The following is a 25,627-nucleotide window of genomic DNA, read 5'->3' as shown; positions in this document are numbered from 1 at the left end:
CTGATCCGGTATCTGGTGGCGGTGGTGGTGCTGCTCGGGTTCGGCTTCGCGCTGGGGTTCCGCGCGCGGACCGGGCCGCTGGAGGTGCTGGCGGCCTGCCTGCTGACGGTGTTCTTCGCCTTCTGCGTGAGCTGGGTGGGCCGGCGGGGGCGTCGGTGTGGTGGACGCCGGCCTCCGGCGCGCTGTTCCTGGCCGTCTTCGCCCCGCTGGCCGTGGCCGCCTACCGCCGCCGCGCCTGACGGCTCACCCGCTGACCAGCGCCGCCGGGTCGCGCTCCGGCGGGCCGGCGGGCCACCACTCCCCCTCGACCCGGGTGAAGGGGTACCAGCGGCCGTCGCGGCCGTAGCGCAGTTGCAGCGGGCCGAGGGTCCAGCGGTTGCGCCAGGCCTCCAGCGGCGGCGGCTGCTCGCCCTCCCAACCGGCCTCCAGCAGGGCCTGCGACCTGGCCAGGTCCTGGCGGGGCGGCGTCCAGGCGTGCTCGAGCACCTCCAGGCCGTGCGCGCCGCCGTACCGCCACGCCCGCACGGGCGCCTCCAGCCCGAGGTCCAGGTCGTGCTCGGCGGCCAGGCGGACGCGGTCCTGGTATTCGGACAGCTCCGGTAGCCGCCCGTGCAGCAGCACCTCGCGCGCCCGCCCGGCGGCCGAGGCGATGAGCACCCCCAGGGCGGCCACGTCCACGCCCGGTGCCGGGTCCAGCACGGGCGGCGCGAAGGCGGCCCCGAACGGCGGGGGCTCGGGCAGCGCGGTTACGTCCGCCGCGAACGCCTCCACCGCCGGCACCCCCGCGGCCGCGGCCGGCTTCTTCGGGGCCTCGCGCCCCTGCAGCGCCTCCAGCAGCTCCTGCTCGCCGCGCCCGCGCATCAGCAGCAGCACGAACGGGTCCGCGTCCAGCAGCCACGACGCCTGGTAGCACAGGGCGGCCGCGTGCTTGCACGGATGCCCCCAGTCCGGGCAGGAGCACTCCGGCTCCAGGTCCCCGACGGCCGGCAGCAGCGGCACGGCGGCGTCCTCGGCGGCCTCCACCAGGTCGTGCGGCATGTCGCGGTCGAGCAGGGCCGCGATGTGCCCGCTCTTGGCGGCCACCTGGTCGAGGAAACGTTCCCAGGCGGCGTCGGTAAGCTGCTCGACGCGTACGACGGTGTCGTACTCGCTCTCGGTCACGGCGGCGATGCGGCCGGGGCTGACGGTGATGGGGCCGACCTGGCCGGTCTTGGCGTACGCGCGGCCCTTGCGCAGCAGCCCCTGGTCCAGCGAGGTGTCCTCCATGGCCTTGACCCAGGCCAGCCCCCACCAGGAGGTGGCGAAACGGGCTCCGGCGCGTTGCGGAGGGAAGGCGGCGAAGCCGCGGGCGGCGGTCATCTGAGCTCCACGAGGGCGGCGAGTTCGGCGTCGGTCAGCTCGGTCAGGGCGGCTTCCCCGGAGGACAGCACGGCCTCGGCCAGCGCGCGTTTGGCGCCGAGCATCTCGGCGATGCGGTCCTCGATCGTGCCCTCGGCGATCAGCCGGTGCACCTGGACGGGCCGGGTCTGGCCGATGCGGTAGGCACGGTCGGTGGCCTGGTCCTCGACGGCGGGGTTCCACCAGCGGTCGTAGTGGATGACGTGGTCGGCGCGGGTGAGGTTGAGGCCGGTGCCGGCGGCCTTGAGCGACAGCAGGAACACCGGCACCCGGCCCTCCTGGAAGCGCTCGACCATCTCCTCGCGGCGGGCGACCGGGGTGCCGCCGTGCAGCAGCTGGATGGCCACGCCCCTGGCGGTCAGGTGCCGTTCCAGCAGGCGGGCCATGGTGACGTACTGGGTGAACACCAGCACCGCGCCGTCCTCGGCCACGATGGTGTCGACCAGCTCGTCCAGCAGCTCCAGCTTGCCCGAGCGGCCGGCCAGGCGCGGCGCGGCCTCGTGCAGGTACTGGGCGGGGTGGTTGCAGATCTGCTTGAGGCCCGTCAGCAGCTTGACGATCAGGCCGCGCCTGGCCATGCCGCTCGCGTCGGCGATCTGGGCCATGCTCTCGCGGACGACGGCCTCGTACAGGCCGGCCTGCTCGGTGGTGAGCGCGACCGGGCGGTCGGTCTCGGTCTTGGGCGGCAGCTCCGGCGCGATGCCGGGATCGCTCTTACGGCGCCGCAGCAGGAACGGCCCCACCAGCCGCGACAGGCGTTCGGCCGCCTCGCCGTCGCCGGACTCGACCGGTTTGGCCCACCGCGCCCTGAACCTGCTCAGCGGGCCCAGCAGCCCCGGCGTGGTCCAGTCGAGGATGGCCCACAGCTCCGACAGGTTGTTCTCCACGGGGGTGCCGGTCAGCGCGACGCGCGCCGCGGCCGGGATCTCGCGCAGCGCCTTGGCGGTGCCGGAGGCGGGGTTCTTGACGTGCTGGGCCTCGTCGGCCACCACCAGGCCCCACGGGTGCGCGGCCAGGCGGGCCGCGTCCAGGCGCATGGTGCCGTACGTGGTCAGCAGGAACCCCTCATCGGGCAGCGTGCGCTGCGCCCCGTGGAAGCGGCGCACCGGCACGCCCGGCGCGAACTTGGCGATCTCCCGCTCCCAGTTGCCCAGCAGCGAGGCCGGGCAGACCACGAGCGTGGGCCCGGCCCCGTTGCCGGCCCTGTCGCCGGCCCTGTCGCCGGCGCGGTGCAGGTGCAGGGCGATCAGCGTGATCGTCTTGCCCAGGCCCATGTCGTCGGCCAGGCAGCCGCCCAGCCCGAGCGAGGTCATCTGGGCCAGCCAGCGCAGCCCGGCCAGCTGGTAGTCGCGCAGTGTCGCCGCCAGCCCTTCGGGAGGGCCGGCGTCGGCGGGTTCGGCCAGGCGTTCGCGCAGCTCTCGCAGCCAGGCGGTGGGCTCCACGGCGACCTGCTCGCCCTCGACCTGGACCGCGCCGGTCAGGGCCGCGCCCAGCGCCTCGATGCCGGTCAGGGGCTTGAGGTCGCGCTGGCGGGCCTTGCGGGCCAGGTCGGGGTCGATGAGGACCCACTGGTCGCGCAGCCGCACCACCGGGCGGTGGGCCTCGGCGAGCCGGTCCATCTCGGCCGCGCTCAGGCGCTCGCCGCCGAGTGCGAGCTGCCAGTTGAAGCTGGTCAGGTGCTGCCCGCCGAGGAACGACGGCAGGTCGGACGGCTTGGTGTCGCGCTCGCCGATGACGGCTCGCGCGCTCAGCCCGCGTACCAGGGCCTTGGGCCAGTGCACCTCGACGCCGGCGGCGGCCAGGCGTTCGGCGGCGCCGGCGAGCAGTTGCTCGACGTCGCCGTCGGTGAGCGCGAGCTCGTCGGGGACGGCGCTGTCGAGCAGCCGTTCCAGGCGCGGCCAGGTACGGGCGGCCCGGCGCACGGCCAGCGTGGCCTCGATCCTGGCGCGCGGGCCGAAGCCCGCCTCGCGGTCCTGCCACAGGTCGGCCGCGTCGACGACGAGCGAGGGGTCGGCCAGGCTGTGCAGCTGGACGATCGCGCGGAAGTCGGCGGCGGCCAGGTCGTCGGCCTCCAGGCGCAGCGACAGCCGTACGCCGGAGTCGAGGCCGGCCGCGACCTCCTCGGCCCAGGGGCGCAGGTGCGGCACCTTGACGGGCTTGGCGGCGGCGAAGGCGGTGGCGCCGGTGGCCCGTACGGCGCCGGGCGAGCGCGGCATGGCGTCGGCGACGGCGTCGAGGAACGCGCGTACGAGCGGCTCCGCCTCCGGCAGCCACGGCTCCGCCTGCTGACCGGGCTGCAGGGGGATGGCGCGGGCCGCGGCGGGCATGGCGGCGGCCAGCTCGCGTACCCGCTGGATGTCGGCGGCGTCGAGCGGGCCCGCGCGCCACGAGTCGTGCTCCCCCGCCGACACCCCCGGCAGGATGCGGCCACGGGTGACCAGCTGGAGCGCCACCAGCGCGGCCGCCCCCCAGAAGCGCGTCGCCGGGTGGGCCCGCGGGTCCATGCGCGCCCTGGCCAGCCCCGCCACCGCCTCCCCGACCGGGACGAGGGTGGCCGCGACCTCGCGCGTGCGCATCGTGCCGTCGTGCTCGTCGGCCACCGTCACCGCGGACGGCCCGTCCGGGTCGAGGAAGGTGACATGACCGGACCTGGGTGGGTCGCCGGGTTGGAACACTGCCGCGTGCTGGGCCAGATCCGTCGGGAAGCTCACGACCGTACAGTGTACGGTACGTAGGGGTGTGGTTTACCGCACCCCGCGATCAGAAGTCCGCCTCATTCCGGGCATATCCGATCATCCCTAGGCTTGAGCCCATGACTGATTGGCTGGTTGGACTGATGGAGACTCTCGGCGCGCCCGGGGCCGGGCTCGCGATCGCGCTGGAGAACCTCTTCCCTCCCCTGCCCAGCGAGGTGATCCTGCCGCTGTCGGGCTTCACCGCGTCCAGAGGCGAGATGGACCTGCTGGACGTGCTGGTGTGCACGACGCTCGGCTCCGTGGTCGGGGCGCTGGCGCTGTACTGGGTGGGGGCGCTGCTGGGCCGCGAGCGCACGCTCGCCATCGCCGCCAAGCTGCCGCTGGTCAAGACGTCCGACATCGAGAAGACCGAGGCGTGGTTCCTCAGGCACGGCCGCAAGACGGTGCTCTTCGGGCGGATGATCCCCATCTTCCGCAGCCTCATCTCCGTGCCGGCGGGCGTCGAGCGGATGCCGCTGGTGCCGTTCACGCTCCTGACGGCCACCGGCAGCCTGATCTGGAACACCATCTTCGTGATGGCCGGCTATCTGCTGGGCGAGAACTGGTCGCTGGTGGAGGCGTACGTCGGCATCGGCTCCAAGGTGGTGCTCGCGCTGGTGGTGCTGGCGTTCGTGGTGTTCGTCGGGGTGCGGCTGGCCGAGCGGCGCAAGGGCAGGCATGCGAGTCGCCGCTGAGGGGCTGCGGCTGCTGGGCGCGGTGACGCTGGGCGCCGTCACCGCGCTGGCCGAGCTGGTCTTCCTGCTGCTGACGCTGCCGTTGCTGGGCAATCCGAACGTCGCCGCAGCGGCCCGCCGGCTGGCCCGCCTCGAGGCGCGCCGCCTGCGCCTGGACCCCGACGCCCTCCAGGACGGCAGGCCCGTGCCCTACCTGGCCGCCCGCGTCCCGGTCGGGGTGCTGGGCGGGCTGGTGATCACGCTGCTCGTGTACGGGGCCCGCACCTACGTCCTCCTCCTCACCGCCTGGGCGCGCGGTGAGCGGTTCGACGGGATGGCGCCCTCGCTCCCGCTGGTCGCCTACCTCCTGGTCGGCGGGATCGTCCTGCTGTTCCTCGCCCTGTCGGGCGTGGTGGGCGTGCACGCGCTGGAACGCCGGCTGGCGGTGCGCATGCTCGCCCCCGACCCGACCCGGGCCCTCGAACGCAGGATCGCCGAACTGGCCGAGAGCCGCGCCGGCATCGTGACCGCCGTGGACTCCGAACGCCGCCGGATCGAACGCGACCTGCACGACGGGCTGCAGCAGCGGCTGGTGGCGCTGTCGATGCTGGTCGGACGGGCCAGGCGGGGCCGGCCGGAGCTGCTGGAGCAGGCGCACCAGGAGGCGCAGCAGGCGCTGGCCGAGCTGCGCGAGGTGGCCTGGCGGGTCTACCCCAGCGGCCTGGACACCCTTGGGCTGGGCGAGGCGCTGGCGGGGGTGGCCGAACGGTCGAGCGTTCCGGTCAGGGTAGCCTGCGACCTGCGGCGTCGGCCGCCGATGGCGGTGGAGACGGCGGCGTACTTCGTGGTGTGCGAGGCCGTCACCAACGCCGCCAAGCACGCCGGCGCCACGCTCATCACGGTCGAGGTGCACGAGGAGGACGCCGCGGTGCTCGTACGGGTGCGAGACGACGGAGCGGGCGGTGCCCAGGCGGCGGGCGGCGGCCTGTCGGGGCTGGCCAGACGGGTGGCCGCGCTGGACGGCGGCTTCGAGGTGAGCAGCCCGATCGGCGGGCCGACCACGATCACGGCGGTGCTGCCGTGCGGGTGATCCTGGCCGAGGACTCCACGCTGCTGCGCGAGGGCCTGGTACGGCTGCTGCTGGAGGAGGGCCACGAGGTGCCGGCCGCGGTCAGCGACGGCGACGCGCTGGTCACCGCGGTGGCCGAGCACCGGCCGGACATCGTGGTCGTGGACGTCCGCATGCCGCCGACCCACACCGACGAGGGCCTGCGGGCGGCGCTGGAGATCAGGCGGCGCTGGCCCGCCGTGAAGGTGCTGGTGCTGTCGCAGTACGTGGAGAAGCGGTACGCCACCGAGCTGATGAGCGCGGATGTCGAGGGCGTCGGCTACCTGCTCAAGGACCGGGTGGCGCAGGTCGGCGACTTCCTGGACGCGCTGGAGCGGGTGGGCGCGGGCGGGGCGGCCTTCGACCCGGAGGTGGTGCGTCAGCTGCTGGCCCGTACGACGCAGGTGGATCCCCTGGCCCGGCTGACGGCGCGGGAGCGGGAGGTGCTGGAACGGATGGCGCAGGGGTTGACCAACGCCTCGATCGCCCAGGCGCTCCACGTGTCGCAGAGCGCGGTGGAGAAGCACGTGAACTCGCTGTTCGACAAGCTCCAGCTGTCGCACACGACGGGCTACAGCCGCCGGGTGCTGGCCGTGCTGCACTTCCTGGAGTCCTGACCTGCTGTCTCCGCCCGCCTGCCGCTCATCTACGCCGCCGCCAGTCAGATCGCCGGACTACCGAACCAATGGCCGGCGGCCCGCTCGAACGCTTCACGATCAGGGGCCCGATCGCCTGCCCAGGCGACCACGCCGTCAGGCCGGACGAGCACGGCACCCAGTCCGAGGTCGTCTCTCGCCGGCCCGGCCGCATACCGCATCCGGCTCTCCCACCCCATCGCCGAACCATGCAGGCGTCGGCCGTCGCTGAAATCGAGCGCGACGCCTCGTCCGTCCTGCATCAGGTCGCCGAGGCGGGTGCCGTCCTCAAGGCAGAAGTCCGGGGCGCTGCGGCCGACCAGCGGGTGCTCGCCGCCGAGGTCGTGGCGGAGCGACGATCCCGAGATCCTGTCGAACACGTAGGTCGTTCCGTCGCGGGTCCCGAGCAGGTCGCGCATCAGTCCTTGGATCGCCTGGGCATGCGGGTCCGGCCTCATGACCGCCGTCTGGGCGCGCGTCCAGCCGAGCACCCGGGCGCCGATCGGATGGCGCTCGCGGGTGTAGGTGTCGATCAGCCCGTCCGGCGCGTGCCCGTGCACGGTCGCCGCGAGCTTCCAGCCCAGGTTCATGGCGTCGCCGAGGCCGAGGTTGAGGCCCTGCGCCCCGAGGGGAGAGTGGATGTGCGCGGCGTCGCCCGCGAGCAGGACGCGTCCCTGCCGGTACGTCGTCGTCTGCATCGCCCGATCGGTGAAGCTCGAAGCGAGATGGACGTCGTTCAGCGTCACGTCGGTGCCGGACACACGGCGCAGAACCGCCTGGAGGTGTTCGCGGGTCGGCCGCCGCGAGCGATCGAACGCGCCGCCGTCGAACTCCAGCATGCCGACGTACCCTTCCGCGGGCGTGCGCAGGTACATGCCCGTCGGCGTCAGATTGAACCCGGGGCGCAGCTTCCCGGGATCGGCGATGCTGGCGAGCACGACGTAGCCGGTGAACTGCGGCTCGGTGCCGGCGAAGCCGAAGCCCGCGAGCCCGCGCACCGCGCTGCGCCCGCCGTCGCAGCCGACGACCCAGCGCGCCGCGTACTCGTGCTCTCCGGCCCGCGCGACCGCGATCTCGTCGTCCTGCGCGACGGCCGAGACCTCGACGCCGCGCCTGATCTCCACGCCGAGCGCGGATGCCCGCTCGGACAGCACCGTCTCGACCGCTTCGAGGCTCGTCATCACGCCCTCCGTCGCCGGGCTGGGAAGCCGGAAGGGCAGGGCGGCGACGTCCACCTTGGCCGGATCGAGCATCATGCCGGCGAAGTGGCCCGCGCCGCGAGGGGGTCCCGGCTCGTCCGCGCCGGGATAGTCGGCGACGCCCGACGCCTTCAGCAGCGGGTCCAGCATCCCGCGGCGGTAGAACGCCTCGACCGACGTGGCGGACAGGCCCCGCATCCCCAGCGGGTCCGCCTTCCACGGGGAGCGCAGCTCCGGCTCCCGCTCCAGCACCAGGACAGAGCAGCCCGCCAGGCCAAGCTCGCAGGCGAGGAAAAGACCGACCGGGCCGGCGCCCACGATCACTACATCATGCACGAGAACTCCCTTCACAAGCCTCTTCTCCGAGGCAGGTGAAGGCTGACGCGGGCCGCTCACACGGGGCACACACGGCGCTGACACGGATTTGGGGACTCGAGGGTGCGTGCGCGAGGATCGAGCGATGGACGGGGATGCGCGGCTTCGCGTCACGCTGCTCGGCGCCTTTCAGGCGTCTCGCGGTGACGCCGCCGTGCCCGTTCAGGGTGCGCGGTTGCAGGGCCTGCTCGTACGGCTGGCGCTCGCCGGCGGGCGCGCGGTCGAGCCGGGCGTCCTGGTCGACGCGATCTGGGCCGAGGACCCGCCGGCCGGCCCCGCCCACGCCCTTCAGGCCCTCGTCTCGCGACTGCGCCGGACCCTCGGCTCGGCCGACGACGTCGCGCAGGTCGCGGGCGGCTACCGGCTGGAGGTGGACGCGGCCGACGTGGACGCGCTGCGGTTCGAACAGCTCACCGCGGCCGGCCGTGACCGCCTGCGCGCCGGCGACCCGCATGCCGCGGCGGCCGTGCTCGGCGAGGCCGTGGCGCTGTGGGGCGACCGTCCCGGCGCCGAGCCCGCGGTCGTCGCCGCGGTGGCGCCCGCCGTCGCGACCCGGCTGGCCCACGCCTCGGTCGAGGCCGTCGCCGACCTCGCCGACGCCGAGCTGTCCCTGGGCCGTGCCGACGCGGCCGCCGCCCGCCTGACCGCCCTGCTCGCCGAGCACCCCGTCCACGAGCGGGCGGCCGCGCTGCTCATGGACGCGCTCGCCGCCCAGGGGCGCCAGGCCGAGGCCCTGGCCCTGTACGAGCGGGTCCGCGAGAGCCTGGCCGACGCCCTCGGCGCCGACCCGGGCACCGCCCTGCACGAGCGCCACCTGCGCCTGCTGCGCGCCGAGCGGCCTGCCCCGGAAGCCTCGCGAACCAGGTCGGGCAACCTGCCCGCGCCGCTGACCAGCTTCATCGGGCGCGACGACGACCTGGCCCGGATCGACACGCTGCTCGCCGCCGGGCGCCTGGTCACCGTGCTCGGCCCCGGCGGCGCCGGGAAGACCCGGCTCGCGCTGGAGGCCGCCCGTCGCCACCGCCACGAGTACCGCGACGGCGCCTGGATGATCGACCTCGCCTCGGTCACCGAGCCGGTCAAGGTCGGCGCGGCCGTGCTCGCCGGGATCGGGCTGCGCGGCGGCGCGGTGTTCGAGGCCAGGATGCGGGTCGAGGGCGACGACCTGGACGTGCTCGCCGACCGGCTCGGCGGCCGGGAGAGCCTGCTGCTGGTCGACAACTGCGAGCACCTGATCGACGCCGTGGCCCACCTGGTCGCGGCGCTGCTGTCCCGCTGCGCCGGGCTGCGCGTGCTCGCCACCAGCCGCGAACCTCTCGCGGTCGACGGCGAGGCGCTGGTGCCGCTCGGCCCGCTCGCGCTGCCCGGGCCGGACGACGGCGTCGAGCAGGCCCGGCGGGCGGCGTCGGTACGCCTGTTCACCGAGCGGGCCGCGGCCGTGCGCCCGGGCTTCGAGGTGGACGAGACGACGCTGCCCGAGGTCCGGCGGGTGGTCCGCGGCCTCGACGGGATGCCGCTGGCGCTGGAGCTGGCCGCGGCCCGGCTGCGGACGCTGTCGCTGCCCGAGCTGGCCGACGGGCTGTCCGACCGGTTCCGGCTCCTCACCACCGGCAGCCGCACCGCGCTGCCCCGGCACCGCACGCTGCGCGCGGTCATCGCCTGGAGCTGGCAGCTGCTGAGCGAGCACGAGCGTACGGTCGCCGAACGCGTCTCGATCCTGCCCGGCGGCATCACGCCTGCCTCGGCCACCGCGCTCTGCGCCGGCACCGCGGTGCCGGCCGCCGAGATCCCCGAGCTGCTCGCGGGCCTGGTCGACCGGTCGCTGCTGCAGCTCGCGCCCGACCCGGGCCGCTACCGCATGCTGGAGACGCTGCGCGCGTACGGCACCGACCGCCTGGCCGAGACGGGCGACCTCGACGCCGTCCGCGACCTGGCCGCCCGCTACTTCGCCGACCTGATGGCCCGCCACGACCCGCAGCTGCGCGGCCCCGGCCAGCTGGCGGCCATGCGCGTCATCAGCGCCGAGTACGACAACGCGCTGGCCGCCCTGCGCAGGCGCTGCGACACCGGCGACGCCTCCGGCGCGGTCGCTCTCGCCCTGAACCTGACCTGGTACTGGCAGATGTTCGGCCGGCAACCCGACGCGGCCTACTGGCTGGGCGAGGCCCTGGCGGTGCCCGGCGGCGGGCCGACGCCCGCCCGCGACTGCGCCCACGCGATCTACCTGATCGACCGGGTCGAGACCCGGCCGGGGATGACCGCCGAGGAGGTCGCCGACGACCAGGCGCAGATGCGCGAGCTGGCCGACCGGCTGCTTGCGTACCCGGAGCTGCCGGGACCGTACGGCGTGATCACCGCGCTCCTGCAGGAGGAGCGGACCAGGCTCGCGATCATCGGGCAGCTGGCCGAGGGCGACGACGTCTGGCTGTCCGGGCTGGCCCGCCTGTTCCGGGCCCGGTTCGCCGAGAACGCGGGCGAGCTCGACACGATGCGCACCGACGTGGAGGCGGCCCTGGCCTGCTTCCGGCAGGCCGGCGACCGCTGGGGCCAGGCCGGCGCGCTGCCGATGCGCGCCCAGCTGCGGCAGTACGACGACGACCTCGACGGCGCGCTGGCCGACCTGCACGAGGCCCGGACGCTGGCCGGCGAGTTCGGCTCGCTCAGCCTGCGCGACGAGGTGTACAGGGACCTGCGCTGGATTGACCTGCACCTGCGGCGCGGCGACACCGACGTGGCGATCGCGATGATCGACTCGACCCGGGAGCGGGCCCGGCGCGCGGCCTCCGACGAGATGCTGATCCTGGTCGACGCGCGGGAGGCCGGCTTCTGGCTGCGGCACGGCGACCTGGACCGGGCGCGGCAACTGCTCGACGACGCCGAACGGGGGCTGCACGGCGACACCACGTTCCCCAGTGACCACGTGCGGACGCTGGTCGGCAACGTACGGGCCGCGCTCTGCCTGGAGCTGGGCGACCTGGCCGGCGCGGAGGAGATGCTGGCGAAGGCGTACGCGGCGGCGCTGGGGACCCGGGACCTGCCGATCCTGTCGCTGGTGGCGGTGAACGCGGCCGCGCTCGCGGAGGCGCACGGGCGCCATGACGAGTCGGCCGTCCTGCTCGGCGCCGCCTCCCGGCTGCGCGGCACGCACGACCGCACCGATCAGCAGGTTCGCGAGCTCACCCGCCGGGGGCGGGTTGCGCTGGGCGAGGAGGCCTTCGCGGCGGCGTACGAGAAGGGTCGCGGGAGTAGAGACGTCTTGGACCGGCATTTCCTCGCTGGTCAGTGAGCCGTCTCTTTCGCCTCGTCTCCAAGATGGTCAACGCCGGATTCTGTGCCCGCTCGCGCGTGCCGGCGAAGGACCCGCGGTGGCCCCGGTGGCTCCCATTAGCGGAGGTCCGTGGACAGGGTGATCTCTTTGTTCTGCTCGATCCCGGCCGCCAGGTTCTCGATCTTCTGGGTCGCCAGTCGCAGCGCGTCCGATCCGAGCAGGAGTCGCAGCGGGGCGGGAGTGCGTGAGGCTACGTCGATGATGGCTCCGGCCGCACGTACGGGGTCGCCGAGCTGATTTCCTTCCATCTTGTTGTGCTCCTCGGTCATGTCGCGAACCGCGGTGTAGGCATCGATGGCGTTCTCGGGCAGCGCGAGGGATCCGCCGCCGAGGAAGCTGGTCCGGAAGTATCCGGGCTCGATGAGAGTGACCGAGATGCCGAACGGCTCGACTTCCTGCGCCAGCGCTTCGGAGAGGCCTTCGACGGCGAATTTGGTCGCGTTGTACAGACCCCATCCGGCCCCGGAGACCAGACCGAAGATGGAGGACATGTTGATGATGCGCCCCCCGCGCTGGGCGCGCATCTGCGGGAGTACGGCACGTGTCACGTTCCAGAGCCCGAAGAAGTTGATGTCGAACATCGCGCGGGCCTCGGCGTCGCTCGTCTCCTCCACGGAGCCGAGCAGGCCGTACCCGGCGTTGTTGACGAGGACGTCGATGGAGCCGAAGTGCTCGACGGCTCGATGCACGGCACTGTCGATGCTGCTCGCATCGGCGAGGTCGACCTGCAGGGGAAGGAACAAGTCGCTTGAGGCGTCCTCGCCGAGGTTCTCACGCAGACGGGCGGTGTCGCGGGCGGTGGCCGCCACGCGGCGCCCGCCGGCCAAGAGCTGCTTGACCAGCTCCAGCCCGAAGCCTTGCGAGGTGCCGGTGATGAACCACGTCGTTCCTGCTGAATTGGCGTCCGTCGTGGGCATGTCGACGCACCCCTTCGAACATAGAGATGGCTGGTCTGGTGGATCCGTTCGCTTCGTACGCTAATCGCCCTGAGGGAAAGTCAAAGTAACGCGCGCCTTATCACCGGGTCGTCCAAGGAGGTGGATGGTGGGGTCTGCCCTGCCCGTAGGAGTTGCGTGCTTTTCCGGGTCGGTGAATTCCGACGAAGGACATCGCCTCGGGATCCTCCTTCCTCGAATGTTGCGGCAGATGGAGGTCGTGGTCGCGGTTGCCGAGGAGGGCGGGTTCACGGCGGCGGCGCGGCGCCTGCACCTGGAGCAGTCGGCGGCGTCCGGCACGGTGCGGCGCGGATCGTGCGAGCGGTCCCCTGCGTCGTAAGTCCCTTATCGGTACAGGTCAGGCAAAATCGGTTCGAAGTTTTCCCACGGCCTATCGAGGACCCTTCGAGCTGACATGTACCGTCGAATCGGGACTAGCTTGCTTTGTGAGTCAATGATCCACGCCGACACGGCGGGTCGGATACGGATATTCGATTCTTATTCACGTCGAGAAATAAAATCTGGCCAACCGTGGAACACGGGCGGAGCGGAGGTCTCGGTTGTGGAGCATTGGTCGAGGCGTGAGGACGAACGACTGCTCACCGGCGCGGGCCGCTATGTCGCCGATATGCACGTGCCGGGCTGTTTGGACGCCGCTTTCGTGAGAAGCGATGTCGCGCACGGCATATTGCGCGAGGTGGACTGCTCCGTCGCCTGTGAGGTGCCGGGTGTGGTGGGGGCCTGGTCTGCCGCGGAGCTCGCGGATCTGCCCGAGTGTCCGCGGTCGGCCGCCACGTTGCAGGATCTGCCTCCGGTTCCGCACACGCTGCTCGCCAGGCTGTCCACGGAAGAGGCCGTGGCCGGCCGGGAGTGGCCGGTGCTGGCCAAGGATCGGGTGCGGTACCCCGGTGAGGCGCTGGCGGTGGTCGTGGGCGAGGACCGCTACCGGGCCGAGGACGGGGCGGCCGAGGTCGTCGTCCGGATCGATCCCCTGCCGGCGGTGGTGTCGCCGTCGGCTGCGGCGGCTGACTCCGTTCGCCTGTTCGACGGTCTGAGCAACATCGCGTTTCTAGGGGAGGCCGGGGAGCCGATCGAGGAGTCGGTGTGGCGGGAGGCGGCGGTCGTGGTGGAGGCACGGTATCGCCAGCAACTGCTGATGCCCACGCCGATGGAATGCCGGGCCATTCTGTGCGTGCCCGAACACGACCGGCTGACCGGGTGGTCGGGGCACCAGATGCCGCACCGGTTGCGGCGGGAGCTGGCCGCGTTGCTGGGCTGGCCGGCCGAGCGGATACGGGTGGTGGTGCCGGACACCGGGGGCGCGTTCGGGTCGAAGAGCGCGGCGTTCCCCGAGTTCGTCGCAGTCGCCTTCCTGGCGGTGCGGCTCAACCGTCCCGTTCGATGGGTGGAGGACCGGCTGGAGTCCATGCTGGTCGCCAGCCGGGGCCGGGGGCAGGATCAGCGGGTCCGGCTCGCCGCGGACGCCGACGGGCGCCTGCTCGCCTACGAGTTGACCATCGACGCCGACGTGGGCGCCTACCCCCACCTCGGGGTCGGCCTGCCCATGCAGACGGCCTGGATGGCGACCGGGCCGTACGCCACGCCCCGGGTTCATGCCGGCGTGCGCTCGGTGCTCACCAACACCATGGTGACCTACCCGTATCGAGGTGCGGGCCGGCCGGAGGCCGCGATCGCGCTGGAGCGGTCGATGGACGTGCTGGCCCGGTGGCTGGGGATCGACCCTGCGGAGCTGCGGCGGCGCAACTTCATCTCGCCCGACGACTTCCCGTACCAGACGCCCACCGGCCGGCGCTACGACAGCGGGAACTATGCCGCCGCGCTCGACCTGGCGCTGCAGACCCTCGATTACGACGGGTGGCGGGCCGAACAGGACCGCCGCCGGACGGATCCGGACGCCCTGCCGGTGGGGATCGGCCTGTCCTGTTATGTGGAGCGCTCCGGAGGCGAACCCGGGGGGCTGCACGAGTTCGTCAGCGTCGAGGCGGGCGAGGACGGCACGTTCACCGCCCGATGCGGCGCCTCCCCCAGCGGCCAGAGCCACGAGACGGTCTTCCCCGCGCTGGTGGCCGAGACCTTCGGCGTGGACGCTGCACGGGTGCGGCTGGTCGAGGGCGACACCGACGCCCAGCCCGACGGGCTTGGCTCCTTCGCCAGCCGTTCGGCGCAGGTCGACGGAGCGGCGCTGCAGCACGCCGCCACCCTGCTCATCGAGCAGGCGCGCGAGCGGGCCGCAGTCCTTTGGGGGGTGCCGGCGCAGGAGGTGGCGTGGTCCCACGGCACCGTGCACCCCGTCCGGGACGGCTCGGCGGCCATGGACCTGGCCGAACTGGTGAAGGCGACCGGGCCGATGCGCGTGGACGACCGGTTCGAGGCGGGCATGGCGTTCCCGTTCGGCGCCCACGCGGCCGTGATCGAGGTCGATCCGGAGCTGGGCACCGTACGCGTGCTGCGGGTGGTGGCCGTGGACGACTGCGGCCGGGTGCTCAACCCCATGGTGGTGCACGGGCAGGCCTTCGGCTCGGTCGTGCAGGGCATCGGCCAGGCACTGTACGAGGGCATCCCGTTCGACCAGGACGGCGTTCCCCTGCTGGCCAACGGCCTGCTGGACTACCTGCTGCCGACGTTCACCGAGATCCCGCCCATCGAGATCAAGGGCACCTGCACGCCGAGCCCCAGCACACCGCTGGGCGCCAAAGGGGCGGGTGAGTCGGGCTGCATCGGCACGCCGGCGGCGATCGTCAACGCCGTGGCGGACGCGCTGCGCGTCGCCGACCCCGACCTGCTGCAGATGCCGCTCACCCCGGACGTGGTGTGGCGAGCGGCCCGCGCCCCGAAACTGGAGGAGATCCAGTGAAGCCTGCCTCCTTCGACTACGTCGCGCCGCGCACCGTGCGCGAGGCCGTCGACGCGCTCGCCGGCAACGGGCGCAAGACCCAGGTCCTGGCCGGCGGGCAGAGCCTCATCCTGGAGATGCACCTGCAACGCATCCGCCCTGAACTGGTCGTCGACATCAACCGCGTCGCCGAGCTCGACCACATGGACGTGCAAATGGACGGGGACGACAGCACCTTGCGGGTCGGCGCCCTGATCCGCCACGACGCCTTCGAGTCGGAGCAGGCCGTGCCGGGGCCGCTCGGCACGCTGTTCGCATGCGCTGTCGCCAACATCGCCCACCCGCCCATCCGCTCCCGCGGAACCATGGTCGGCAGCCTCGCCTGGGCGCACCCCGCCTCGGAATGGTGCGCCATCGCCCTCGCGCTCGACGCCGACCTCGAACTGCACGGCACCGGCGGCCCACGCGAGATTCCGGCCCGCGGCTACTTCCATGGGCCGTTCCAGACCGCCCGCAGGCCGGACGAGCTCATCACCGCCGTACGGTTCCCGCTGCTCACCGGCGACACCGGGGTCGGCTTCATCGAGCACCGGCGCACGCACTTCTGCTTCGCCCAGGTGGCCGTGGCGGCGACACTCACCGCACGCGACGGGGTGATCACCGAGGCCAGGATCGGGCTCGTCAACTGCGCCGACAGGCCGGTGCGGGCCAGGGCCGCCGAGCGGGCGTTGATCGGCGCCGACCTCGCGCCCCCGGCAGGACGCCGGGTGCCCGGCGACCACCCGTTCGCCCGGGCGGGCCGCATCGCCGCCGAGCAGGATGCTGCTCCCGTGGCCGAGCCGTACGCGGACGTGGAGTACCGGCGACAGGCCATCGCCGTCCTGGTCGGCAGGACCCTGCGCGAGGCCGCGAAGGACCAGCGCTCCCGGGCCGCCGCGAGCGAGGGAGACCACCGATGAAGATCACCCTCACGGTGAACGGCGAGCAGTATCCACTCGACGTGGAGCCCCGCCGGGTGCTGGCCGACGTGCTGCGCGAGGACTGCCGCCTCACCGGCACGCATCTGGGCTGCGAGCACGGCGTCTGCGGGGCGTGCACGGTGCTGGTCGACGGCCGGGCCGTGCGATCGTGCCTCATGCTGGCCGTGCAGTGCGACGGCGGCTCGGTGCGTACCGTGGAAGGGCTGGCCGGTCCCGACGGCGAGCCCCATCCCCTGCAACGGGCCTTCTCCGCCGAGCATGCCCTGCAGTGCGGCTTCTGCACGCCGGGCTTCTTGATGGTGGCCGCCGGGGCGCTGGAGCGCGATCCCGGCATCGGTGACGACCCGGAGCGCGTCGCCGCCCTGGTCGGCTCCAACATCTGCCGGTGTACCGGCTACGAACCCATCCGACGCGCGATCATGCGCGCCGCACGCGAGTGGCCGGGCAGGCCAACCTGAGACAACCCGCGCGAACGCGACGGCTGCCCTAGAGGCCAGGAGCGGAAGATGGCGATCACAGGAGACCTCCGCGCGGCGATCATCGACGTCCACGCACACTGGCTGCCGCACGACCTCGGGGTTGAGGAAACCTGCGGACAGCCGTTATCGATGAGAACGATCTTCCTTGGGATCCGAAGAGCAGGAGCGGGGATGCGGGTGGGATAGCTGCTGGTCAGCGTCCCGCGAGTGCCGCGTAGGCGGTGGAGCGGCCGATTTTGAGGGTGCGGGCAGCCTCGGTGACCGAGACACCGTCGTCGACCAGGCGACGTAGTGTGGCCAGTTCGGCGGGGCCGATGACGCGCGGCCGGCCGGTTTTCCTCTTGCCGGGCAGCATGGCACCGGTGGCTTCGCGGCGCCGGGGCACCGTCGATGCCTCGATGCGGATCTGCCTCCGGGCCGCCGTCACATGATCACGGTAGGTGGCGTATCTGATAACTGCCGAGGTCATCGTCCGTGGTACGGGCGACCCTCATAAGATCGTGCTTGACGCGGGGTGCTCATTCCTTGATCTGCTCGGCGATCGTCTCGTCGATGCAGTCGGCAAGATGTAGCTCGTAGACCTGCACAAGCTCGCCGTTTTCCTCGTAAGTGCTGGGGCCGTCGCCAAAGCGGCGCCGCACCGCCTCCAGCGCCGGTCCGACCTCACGGGAGGCCGCCAGAGCCGCGGGCGGCATGCCCAGCAGCACATCGAGCAGGAGGCTGAAGCCTTCCGACTCGTCATCCTCGCCGTTCTCGTCGTGGACGAGGAGGTCGGCTCGCCGCCGGACCTCGGCGGCGATCGTGTCGGCCGTCTCCGGGAGGCCGATCGCCTGCAAGGCCACCTTCGCATAGTGTCGGGTGTCCCGGTAGATCTCGTCGTCGTACAGTACCGCCAGCAGGGTCGGCGTCGCGGGGGCCGCGTCGGCACCGGCCTGACGGAGGGCGTACAGCAGCCAGTACTTGGTCGTCTCGTCACGCCACCAGTGGTTGGTGTCGTCCCGGGTCGGGAAGGGGAAAGCGCGGAGCGCCGCGTGCACCGCCGGAACCGCGGTGGTGCCTCGTTCGCCCAAGGTGGCCGAGGTGAGCACACCGAGGAAGCTGCCATTCCCAATCCCGGGCAGGCTCGCGATGAGTTGCTCCGTCGTGGGCGCGTCCTCGCCGGTGAAGTACCCCAGCAACCGCCCTGCGGAACCGTGACCGTCGTGACGATCGAACATCTGATAAAGGGCGGTGGTGACCCTGTCCTTGGCGATTCCCGCCAGTGCGATTACCGCCGTCTCCCGGGCCGCGGGGTCCGCACCGTTCACAATCAGGTCCGCCAGTGCGTCAGCCACCGTCTCGTGCCAGGCCTCGTCGAGGTCGCCTGTAGCCAACTCACGGGCCGCTGTCGTGCTCGCCGTGCCATCGTCCCAGTGGTGGCGGATGTCGTCGAGCAGGGTTTCCACGTCACCACCGTCCATCGTCCAGGAGGGGCGGCCGACGCGTTGCGGCACGAGCCCGGCATGGCCAGACCAGTGGAGAACGTGGACCTGGCCGCCGCGCCCGCCGATCAGCCAGCACCGCCCGTCCGGCGTACCGGCCGCCTGAGTCAGCTCCCGGGAGGCGGCGGGCGTGGGGGGTGCGAAGCGGCCGACGGGCCCACGGCCGTGCAGTCGCCAGAGCGCGGCCGTTCCGTCCTGGGACACCGACATCACCAGGTCCGTGGCGGTGGCGAGTGCCAACGCCCGGACGCGGCCGTCATGCGCCTGAACCCGTCCGAGGCAGTGGCCCGAGCGGGCATCCCACCACGACAGCGAGCCGTCCCGCCCGCCGAGCACCACCAGCGGCCGGTCCGGATGCGCCGCGATCGCCGTGGGCCGGGCGGGCGGAGTGAACGCGGTCACGACTATCCCGGTCTCCGCATCGAGAACGACCACCCGGCCACGCCGCGGGGACACCACGAGCCGCCATAGGTCGCAACAGCGCGTCAGCCGCTGATCCGCCGCGTCATCTTTGCCGCCGAAGGCCCACACGACCTCGGCATCGGCGTACGGCCTCTCCCTGGGAGGCCGTCGCCAGGCCTCGATCAGTCCTCTGTCACCGCTCACGACGATCAGTCCGGAGCCGGTGCGTCCCAGCGCCGCCGGATCATGCCGATCGCTCAAGCCGAAGACGCCCAGCCAGCGAAAGTCTCCGCACTGCCTGAGCACCGCCTCCCGGTCCGCGGATGTGAGGAGCCGCCCGCCGTCCCGAGGAAGCCGCCGCCATTCCAGGGTCTCGGCCGCCACCGTCCACAGCGAGGCCGACCCGTCCGTGGTCAGCAGTTGGGGCCGCCTGGCGTTGCCGATGAAGGCGGCGTTCTCCACAGGTCCGTCCTGGAGCCCTCCCACATACGCGGTGAGCAGGCCATGGCGGAGATCCCACAGCCGGATCTCACCGGAGCGCGCGCCGGTCGCCCCCATCCGTCCGTCTGCGGAGACCGCGACCGCGGTGACGGCGTCGCCATGGTCCTCAGACGGCCCTGAACAAAAATGATCGTCGCCGGGCATCCCCGAGAGGTAGCACGTTTCCGGCATTTCTGGCGACTCAAAATCCGGCCGGCCCCGCGGATGCCGTAAGGGTTCAGACGCCGTCCTTGTCCACGACGGCCGACCACGCGTCCTGAGCCTGACCGCCGGCACCGGAGCGGTCGCCACCACCCCAGCGCCGAGCCGGGCGATCTCGGCCACCCGGCGCAATTCCCCGGCCAGCACCCGGCCCGAGGCCTTCCTCGGCGGCGTACGCAGCCGCTCCAGCTCCGAACGACGCCTGCCGTCCGGAGCCGCCGGCAGCCCCACCAACGCGGCCCGCATCTCGGCCGACAACCGGCCCGGCAACAGCGCGTGCAGCCGCTCGTTCTCCGCCCGCCGGACCTCCCCGGCCAGCCGCACCAGCACCGTGATGCCCGGCAGCGGGATCCGCTCCTTGAGCAGGTACACCCGCGCCCGGTCGAACAACGCCCGCGGCCCCTCCACCGACGCCCGCACCCGCGCCGCCACGTACCGTCGGAACGCTGGCCCTGGCCGCCGCGCTGGCCGGCTACACGATGCGCCGCCGACGGCCGGCGCTGCACATCGCCGGCCTGGGAGCCTCCTACATCGCCCTGCCGACCGGCTTCTACCTCGACAACGGCCCGCACCTGCCGCTGTGGGAACGGCTGCCGGGCTGGAGCCACGGGGCGTTGCCAAGCCTGGTGGGCGTGCCGTTGATCACCCTTGCCCTGTGGCGCAGACGTCCCACGCGGACCCCGAAGAAGGTGACGTCGTGAGCATTCCCCTGATCGAAGCGACCGAGCAAGGCCCGGCCCACGCGGGCGGGAAGGCCGCAGTACCCGCGGAGTCGTGGAGGCACCTACCCAGATCGGCTCCCACCGCCGACCGCTGAGCTACGGCGCTCCACCATCAGCACGTCCCGCCAGACGCCGTGATGGCAGCCGATGCGCTCACGCGTGCCCAACACGCGGAAGCCGACCGCCTGATGCAGGGCCAGGCTCGCGGTGTTCTCACCGAAGATGCCGGACTGGATCGTCCACACCCCGGCGTCCTCGCTCGCCGCGATGAACGCCTCCAGCAGCGCCCGTCCGACGCCCTGCGCCTGGCAGCCAGGGTGAACGTACACGCTGTGCTCCACCACACCCGCGTAGACCGGCCTGGCCGACACCTGTGAAGCGGCCACCCAGCCCAGCACCTGACCGGTCGCGGTATCGGCGGCCACGTAACGCAGGCGCGGCATCTTGACCGCGGTGAAGCCCTCCCAACTCGGCACCGTGGTCTCGAAGCTAGCCTGCCCGGTGTCCAGCCCGGCCTGGTAGATGGCCAGCACCTGCTCGGCGTCGTCTTCCCGCATCGGCCGGATCTCCACCCCGGGACCAACCGCGGGCTTGACGGCCTGGACGATCGCCGAGTGCACACCGTCTCCATGGCCAGCGGTCAACGTGATGCGGACGCCCACGAACCCGGCCGCCGCCAGCAACTCCCGGTACTCGCCCGCTGGCAGCGCCCCGGCCACGCACCCGATCCGCTGCTCGGCAGCCCGGCGACGGGCCGGGTCAACGTCGCCGTCGACCACCACGTCGCTCACCCCGAACCGACCGCCCGGCCGCAACACCCGGAACGCCTCCGCCAGCACCGCCGCCTTGTCGTCGGACAGATTGATCACACAGTTGGAGATGACCACGTCCACCGACCGATCCGGCAGCGGCACCCCTTCGATGCCGCCCTGCAAGAACTCGACGTTGCCCACCCCCGCCTGCTCGGCGTTGCGGCGAGCCAGCGCCAGCATGTCCGAACTGGCATCCAGCCCATACGCCTTGCCGGACGGACCGACCCGCCGAGCCGACAGCAGCACGTCGATGCCCCCACCCGAGCCGAGATCGAGCACGGTTTCGCCCGGACACAGATCGGCAACCGCAACGGGATTGCCGCACCCCAGGCTGGCCCGCACCGCGCCTTCGGGCAGGACGCTGGTGTCGTCATAACCGGCAGCGCCGAAACAGCCCTCCTCGAACGCCTCCTGCCCGCAGTCGGCGACCATCCGGCCGTCGGCCGCGGCCCGGGCCAGAGCAGAGTAGTGGTCGATGATCTCGTCACTCGCCATGACAACGCTCCTTCACTCACAGATGGGCGCGCCTGGGGCGGGATTGCCCATGACCACGTCGGCGGCGGTCGGGAAGCAGCTCACACAGTTCTCGTTGATCCGGTACAGGCTGGAGGTGCCCTGCTTCTCGACCACCACGAACCGCACCTCGGCCAGGATCTTGAGGTGGTGCGAGACGGTGGACTGGCCCACCCCGGACGCGGTCACGATCTCGCCCACGCTCATCGGCGCGCGCCGCCGGGCCAGCAGCGACACGATCTGGATCCGCGTCGCGTCCGCCAGGGCCTTGAACCAGCTCGCGTACTCTTCGGCCTCTGCCCGCGGCAGCGGCCCCTTTTCCTCATTCATCGACAATCGACGATAGTCGATGGAATGGGCGAGCGGAAGGCCTCGGGTGACACGCCGACGTCGCATGCCTACTCCCGGAATTGCTCAATTCCGGAAGTAGGCTCCAGGAGTGACTTCCGGAAACACAACTCCAGAGACATCGCAGAGTCCCGTCAGTCGCGGAGTTCGCCTTCAAGGAGGCCCATAAGGATCATGTCGTGCCACTTGCCATCACGACGGAAGCACTCGCGGACGCGGCCCTCCTCGACGAAGCCCACCTTCTCGTAAACGCGGCGCGCGGCAGTGTTCTCTGCTGCGAAGTCCAGAGTGATCCGGTGCAGGCGCATTTCATTGAAGCCGTACCTGCACATCAGGCGCATCGCCTCAGTGGCGTAGCCACGACCCCAGACATCCTTTTCGCCAAGCTGGATATCCAGCTCAGCATTCCCGACCTCCGGCTTGGCGTCCCTGAGCCGGACGAACCCGACGGCACGCTGATCGTGAAGCGGCTCGATGATGAACCGGCAGTTCTCGTAGCCGTTGCGCGGCGCCGCTGCCAACCGCTCCTGCGCCTGCACGAACGACTCGGGATAGCCGCTGCTCATCCAGCGCATCACCTCGGGGTCGTGACTCCAGCGCCATATGCTCTCGAAATCCGTGGGTTCGACGGCGCGTAGGCGGACAAGCTTTCCAGTCAGCATCGCCGAGTTCTACCAGCGTGCGATCCGGACAATCAACTCGATTCACTCTCCCTTATGGGGATCAGTTCAGACGCAGGCGCTGAGGCATCCATGTAGATGCCCCACATCGATAAGACAGTCCGCAGTATGGCCAGGTACGACGGATCGACCACGCCGGGAGAACGCGGAGATGCCTCATGATCGGTGAGACGGGCACCTTGTGGACCGTCTCACCGAACTTGAGGCACCGCAGGCCAGAGGCGCTCCATGCCTCAGATTGAACGAGACGGAACACGAACCGTCGTGCTCCCCGGCCCGTACCCCGCGCCCTCGACACCCGCCGCGCCCGCCGATTCGTCCGCCACGTCCAGCTCACCGCCGCCCCGCGCGACAAGGCGCTGGCCTTGCTGCCCTACTTCGCCGGGCTGCGCATCTCCGAAGTCGTCGGCCTCGACCTGGCCGACATCCGCCTCTCGGCTCGCAAGGGCGAACTACGCGTCCGTGGCAAGGGCCGCGACGGCGACAAAAGCCGCCACCTGCCCGTCCACCCCAACCTTATCGACTGGCTGGCGGACCGGGCCGGCTGGAAAGGCACCCGCACCGCTGCGGTGTTCCTCAACCAACGTGGAGGCCGCCTGACCGACCGCGCCGCCCGCGACATCATCACCAACCTCGGCGAAGCCTGCGGCATCAACGACGACCCCGCCGAACCCTTCGGTCCCCACGTCCTGCGCCACACCTTCGCCACCCAACTCATCCGCGACGGCAAGGACCCCATCCTGGTCGCAGAACTCCTCGGCCGCGGCTCCCTCGACACCACCCGCCGCTACGCCCAACCCACCGAAGCCGACAAAGCCGCTGCCCTGGAAGCCCTCATCACCGATCACTAACCAGGTGAAGAAGCCGCAGGTCGCTACCGCTAATTTCGGCACTCAGCCTCCGAAGGCCTATTTGGCGGTTGGTGACACGCTGGTTAGCGGCACCCCATCAACCACCGTGACATCCGGCCAGGACATCGGCCCACCTTTGACGCTCAACGAACCGGCAACCGCGAACGGCGTTCCGCCGATAGCCGGACCTGGCCGCAACGGCCGACCGAACGCGTCCCGGAGCGTACCGTCCTGCCTCAGCCGGTGCCGTCCTGCACCGGATAGTGGATGATGACCGCACCGCCGGTGGCGTAGTTGGCGACATCGGCGGCCGCCCGCTGGCCTTGCGGCGACGCCCGCGACGCGGCCATGGCGGCGGCGTCAGCGAAGTCGCCTTCGAAGACCGCGAAATACGGCGCTTCTCCCTTGGTCGCCGCCACGTCGAAGCTGTAGCGCCACGCAAGCAGGCCAGGCATATTCATGACCAGTGGAAGGTGGTTGGTCACGTAGTAGTCGCGGAAGTGGTCAGGGTCGGCGGGCTTGGAATATAGGACCACCAACTTATGCATGACGACCTCCGTCCAGAGACGAGACCATAACACTCCGGGTGACCTGGGAGCTCCTGCCAAGAACTGCCGCCGACCTCGCTAGGTGCGGAGCATCGGGATCTGGGTGAGGACGGAGGTGGTTTCGAGGAGCGCGTGGGAGTCGGTGGCCAGCCACAGCGGGAGGTCGCCGCCGAAGGCTACGACATCGGGGAGAGTCCGGGTGGGTCGGGTCGCGCCAGAATCCATAGTCGCGCACACCGGGCTCGGTGGCCGCGGCCTTCGCGAGAGCCGTGAGGGCGGACTCGAAATCGGTGGTGTGCGTGAGTGCGATGTCCAGTACTGCGGTCAGTTGAATCGTCATATACGCAGGTTAGGGCTTGATGTGCGGCCGAGGGAAAGACCGATACGGGATAGACTCAGAACGGATCGTTATCAATCGGCAGGGAGGGCACGTGGCGCCGGATACGGTGAGCCTGCGGTACTTCCTGGTGCTGGCGCAGGAGTTGAACTTCACCCGCGCGGCCGCACGGATCGGTATCGCACAGCCCGCACTCAGCGCCCGGATGCGCCGATTGGAGGCGGAACTCGGTACGGCCCTGCTGGTCCGCAACACTCGTAGCGTCGTATTGACCACGGCCGGTGCGGCTTTGGCGGAGTCCGCGCCGCCCGCGTTGGCGGCGCTGGACCGGGCATGGGACACCGCCCGGAGCGCGGCGGCCGGTGAGCTGGGCACGCTGCGCATCGGATACAGCCTCAGCGCCGGGGCCGAGACGGCACCGGCCCTGGTGGACAGGCTGATTCGCGGCAACAGCGGACTCGAGGTCGGCGCGGTCCCGATGGCGACACCGGAGATCTCCCCCGCGGTCGCCGACGGCCGCATCGATGCCGGGATCACCCGCGGTGAACAGCCGGGCCGTGGCGTGCGCCGGTTCCTGCTGCGGCGTGAGCGCGTCGGGGTCCAGCTGGCGCAGCACCATCCGCTGGCCGAACACCCGGAGATCGAGATCGCCGACGCGGCCGCGTATCCGCTGCGACTCCCGGACCGTGCGGCCAACCCCGTGATCCACGATCAGCTGTCCGCACTGTTCCGAGACACCCGACCACACCCCCGATTCCACACGCCCGAAGTCTCTTTCGACATGTCTCAGCGCGACCTGCGCGACGGGGTCACCCTCGCCCCGGCCGGAGAAGCCGCGGTCACGGCAGCACCGGCCGGTCTCACCTGGCGACCGCTGCGGGGCGCGCCCAGCCTGACGTTCCACCTGGTCCTCCCACGCGAGCAGTCGCCACTACACCGCCGCATCCGTGCCGTCGCCAAGACCCTGGCGCACGAGCTGCACTGGCTGCCGGACTGACGCGCAAGAGGTCAAGCGAGACGGACGTCTGCGGTGGCGAGGCCGAAGACCTTGCGCCCGGCGGACTTCGCGGTGATGACGACGACGGCGGTCTTGCTGAATGTCCGACACGACCTCGCTACGCCGGCGGATCAGCATCCGATGATGGCCCCGGGTCCGGTCCGAGTCGTACACCGCGGCGACGTCCTCGCCCAGCCCGAGATCTCGGCGGATGTGGGCCACCACTGCCTCCGGGACGTCATCCAGCCGGGGGAAATAGCCCATCCGGTTGAAGCACTTCAGCTGCACCATCAGTGCCGGCAGGTGGTTGTCCGACCGCACCTGCCCACTCGCCCACGCGATCTCCTCCGTCTGCGGCGTGTAGAACACGTGCAACTCCCGGGCCGATCGTTATCTTGGGTTCTTGACCCATTCTCGCAGGTCAGAGCGCTATGATCTTGTTAGGTAGGTAAGGCACGGCGCCGAGCTGGGCAGCCATAAGCGATCGCCGCCGCCCGCGACCAGCTCGCCGCACTACTCGCTGTACGCCAACGG

The 25,627-nt window shown here is 71.6% G+C and carries 22 protein-coding genes and 1 pseudogene; 11 read left to right on the top strand and 12 right to left on the bottom strand.

Annotated features, from left to right (window positions below; genetic code table 11):
- Positions 1-243 precede the first annotated feature (243 nt).
- On the bottom strand, positions 244-1,359 hold the full coding sequence (locus AB0L65_RS22475; RefSeq protein ID WP_364248364.1) for an SWIM zinc finger family protein: 1,116 nt from the start codon (positions 1,357-1,359) through the stop codon (positions 244-246).
- Positions 1,356-4,109 carry a DEAD/DEAH box helicase gene (locus AB0L65_RS22470; protein ID WP_364248362.1) on the bottom strand — a complete coding sequence of 918 codons (2,754 nt, stop codon included), beginning with the start codon at positions 4,107-4,109 and terminating at the stop codon, positions 1,356-1,358. The genes AB0L65_RS22475 and AB0L65_RS22470 overlap by 4 nt, the downstream gene beginning before the upstream one ends.
- A gap of 101 nt (positions 4,110-4,210) precedes the next feature.
- Between AB0L65_RS22470 and AB0L65_RS22465 the strand changes: the two genes are divergently transcribed.
- Genes AB0L65_RS22465 through AB0L65_RS22455 form a run of 3 tightly spaced genes read left to right on the top strand, consistent with a single transcriptional unit; the run spans position 4,211 to position 6,532 of the window.
- Positions 4,211-4,828 (top strand): DedA family protein, encoded by a 618-nt coding sequence (locus AB0L65_RS22465; protein ID WP_364248360.1) that lies wholly within the window; start codon positions 4,211-4,213, stop codon positions 4,826-4,828.
- On the top strand, positions 4,812-5,897 hold the full coding sequence (locus AB0L65_RS22460) for a histidine kinase (protein WP_364248358.1): 1,086 nt from the start codon (positions 4,812-4,814) through the stop codon (positions 5,895-5,897). The genes AB0L65_RS22465 and AB0L65_RS22460 overlap by 17 nt, the downstream gene beginning before the upstream one ends.
- Positions 5,888-6,532 carry a response regulator transcription factor gene (locus AB0L65_RS22455; RefSeq protein ID WP_364248356.1) on the top strand — a complete coding sequence of 215 codons (645 nt, stop codon included), beginning with the start codon at positions 5,888-5,890 and terminating at the stop codon, positions 6,530-6,532. The genes AB0L65_RS22460 and AB0L65_RS22455 overlap by 10 nt, the downstream gene beginning before the upstream one ends.
- A 44-nt stretch (positions 6,533-6,576) precedes the next feature.
- Here the strand turns inward: AB0L65_RS22455 and AB0L65_RS22450 are convergent, their stop codons facing one another.
- Positions 6,577-8,085 (bottom strand): FAD-dependent monooxygenase, encoded by a 1,509-nt coding sequence (locus tag AB0L65_RS22450; RefSeq protein WP_364248354.1) that lies wholly within the window; start codon positions 8,083-8,085, stop codon positions 6,577-6,579.
- A 124-nt stretch (positions 8,086-8,209) separates the two neighbouring features.
- Here AB0L65_RS22450 and AB0L65_RS22445 point away from each other — a divergent pair, with 124 nt between their 5' ends.
- Positions 8,210-11,410: a BTAD domain-containing putative transcriptional regulator gene (locus tag AB0L65_RS22445; RefSeq protein WP_364248352.1), complete on the top strand. Its 3,201-nt coding sequence runs from the start codon at positions 8,210-8,212 to the stop codon at positions 11,408-11,410.
- 98 nt (positions 11,411-11,508) lie between these two features.
- Here the strand turns inward: AB0L65_RS22445 and AB0L65_RS22440 are convergent, their stop codons facing one another.
- On the bottom strand, positions 11,509-12,369 hold the full coding sequence (locus tag AB0L65_RS22440; protein WP_364248350.1) for an oxidoreductase: 861 nt from the start codon (positions 12,367-12,369) through the stop codon (positions 11,509-11,511).
- A 217-nt stretch (positions 12,370-12,586) separates the two neighbouring features.
- Between AB0L65_RS22440 and AB0L65_RS22435 the strand changes: the two genes are divergently transcribed.
- The 4 genes from AB0L65_RS22435 (at position 12,587) to AB0L65_RS22420 (ending at position 16,679) form a co-directional block, all read left to right on the top strand.
- The gene (locus tag AB0L65_RS22435) at positions 12,587-12,727 is read left to right on the top strand and encodes a LysR family transcriptional regulator (protein ID WP_364248348.1); all 141 of its coding nucleotides are present in this window, start codon (positions 12,587-12,589) and stop codon (positions 12,725-12,727) included.
- A gap of 75 nt (positions 12,728-12,802) precedes the next feature.
- On the top strand, positions 12,803-15,262 hold the full coding sequence (locus tag AB0L65_RS22430; protein WP_364248346.1) for a xanthine dehydrogenase family protein molybdopterin-binding subunit: 2,460 nt from the start codon (positions 12,803-12,805) through the stop codon (positions 15,260-15,262).
- Complete coding sequence (locus AB0L65_RS22425) at positions 15,259-16,200, top strand: FAD binding domain-containing protein (protein WP_364248344.1); 942 nt, start codon at positions 15,259-15,261, stop codon at positions 16,198-16,200. The genes AB0L65_RS22430 and AB0L65_RS22425 overlap by 4 nt, the downstream gene beginning before the upstream one ends.
- A complete protein-coding gene (locus AB0L65_RS22420; protein WP_364248342.1) occupies positions 16,197-16,679 on the top strand; it encodes a (2Fe-2S)-binding protein in 483 nt (160 codons plus the stop codon). Before AB0L65_RS22425 ends, AB0L65_RS22420 begins: the two co-directional genes overlap by 4 nt.
- 214 nt (positions 16,680-16,893) lie before the next feature.
- Here AB0L65_RS22420 and AB0L65_RS22415 read toward each other — a convergent pair whose 3' ends face one another.
- Together AB0L65_RS22415 and AB0L65_RS22410 are read right to left on the bottom strand one after the other, a co-directional pair.
- Entirely contained in the window at positions 16,894-17,127 is a 234-nt protein-coding gene (locus AB0L65_RS22415; RefSeq protein ID WP_364248340.1) for a helix-turn-helix domain-containing protein, read from the bottom strand.
- Between the two features lie 91 nt (positions 17,128-17,218).
- Positions 17,219-19,717, bottom strand: a complete 2,499-nt coding sequence (locus AB0L65_RS22410) for a hypothetical protein (protein ID WP_364248338.1) — start codon at positions 19,715-19,717, stop codon at positions 17,219-17,221.
- Between the two features lie 47 nt (positions 19,718-19,764).
- On the opposite strand from AB0L65_RS22410, the gene AB0L65_RS22405 reads away from it, so the two are divergent.
- A complete protein-coding gene (locus tag AB0L65_RS22405; RefSeq protein WP_364248336.1) occupies positions 19,765-19,986 on the top strand; it encodes a hypothetical protein in 222 nt (73 codons plus the stop codon).
- Between the two features lie 83 nt (positions 19,987-20,069).
- Here AB0L65_RS22405 and AB0L65_RS22400 read toward each other — a convergent pair whose 3' ends face one another.
- From AB0L65_RS22400 to AB0L65_RS22390, 3 genes are all read right to left on the bottom strand, one after another.
- Complete coding sequence (locus tag AB0L65_RS22400) at positions 20,070-21,314, bottom strand: GNAT family N-acetyltransferase (protein ID WP_364248334.1); 1,245 nt, start codon at positions 21,312-21,314, stop codon at positions 20,070-20,072.
- Between the two features lie 12 nt (positions 21,315-21,326).
- On the bottom strand, positions 21,327-21,662 hold the full coding sequence (locus AB0L65_RS22395; RefSeq protein WP_364248332.1) for a metalloregulator ArsR/SmtB family transcription factor: 336 nt from the start codon (positions 21,660-21,662) through the stop codon (positions 21,327-21,329).
- Between the two features lie 152 nt (positions 21,663-21,814).
- Positions 21,815-22,342 (bottom strand): GNAT family N-acetyltransferase, encoded by a 528-nt coding sequence (locus AB0L65_RS22390; protein ID WP_364248330.1) that lies wholly within the window; start codon positions 22,340-22,342, stop codon positions 21,815-21,817.
- 329 nt (positions 22,343-22,671) lie between these two features.
- Here AB0L65_RS22390 and AB0L65_RS22385 point away from each other — a divergent pair.
- Positions 22,672-23,211, top strand: a pseudogene (locus AB0L65_RS22385) (tyrosine-type recombinase/integrase); the annotation flags it as partial.
- A gap of 236 nt (positions 23,212-23,447) precedes the next feature.
- Here AB0L65_RS22385 and AB0L65_RS22380 read toward each other — a convergent pair.
- On the bottom strand, positions 23,448-23,759 hold the full coding sequence (locus AB0L65_RS22380; RefSeq protein WP_364248328.1) for an EthD family reductase: 312 nt from the start codon (positions 23,757-23,759) through the stop codon (positions 23,448-23,450).
- Positions 23,760-23,837: 78 nt separating this feature from the next.
- Entirely contained in the window at positions 23,838-23,984 is a 147-nt protein-coding gene (locus tag AB0L65_RS22375) for a hypothetical protein (protein ID WP_364248326.1), read from the bottom strand.
- Positions 23,985-24,190: 206 nt separating this feature from the next.
- Here AB0L65_RS22375 and AB0L65_RS22370 point away from each other — a divergent pair, with 206 nt between their 5' ends.
- On the top strand, positions 24,191-25,093 hold the full coding sequence (locus tag AB0L65_RS22370; protein WP_364248324.1) for a LysR family transcriptional regulator: 903 nt from the start codon (positions 24,191-24,193) through the stop codon (positions 25,091-25,093).
- Here the strand turns inward: AB0L65_RS22370 and AB0L65_RS22365 are convergent.
- Positions 25,028-25,468, bottom strand: a complete 441-nt coding sequence (locus tag AB0L65_RS22365) for a DUF4158 domain-containing protein (RefSeq protein ID WP_364248322.1) — start codon at positions 25,466-25,468, stop codon at positions 25,028-25,030. The genes AB0L65_RS22370 and AB0L65_RS22365 overlap by 66 nt on opposite strands.
- Between the last annotated feature and the right edge of the window lie 159 nt (positions 25,469-25,627).

It is taken from the genome of Nonomuraea sp. NPDC052116 (assembly GCF_040680035.1).
Classification (GTDB): Bacteria; Actinomycetota; Actinomycetes; order Streptosporangiales; family Streptosporangiaceae; genus Nonomuraea; species Nonomuraea angiospora_A.
The sequence above is the reverse complement of the archived record's forward strand: the minus strand, read 5'-3'. Positions and strand labels throughout refer to the sequence as shown.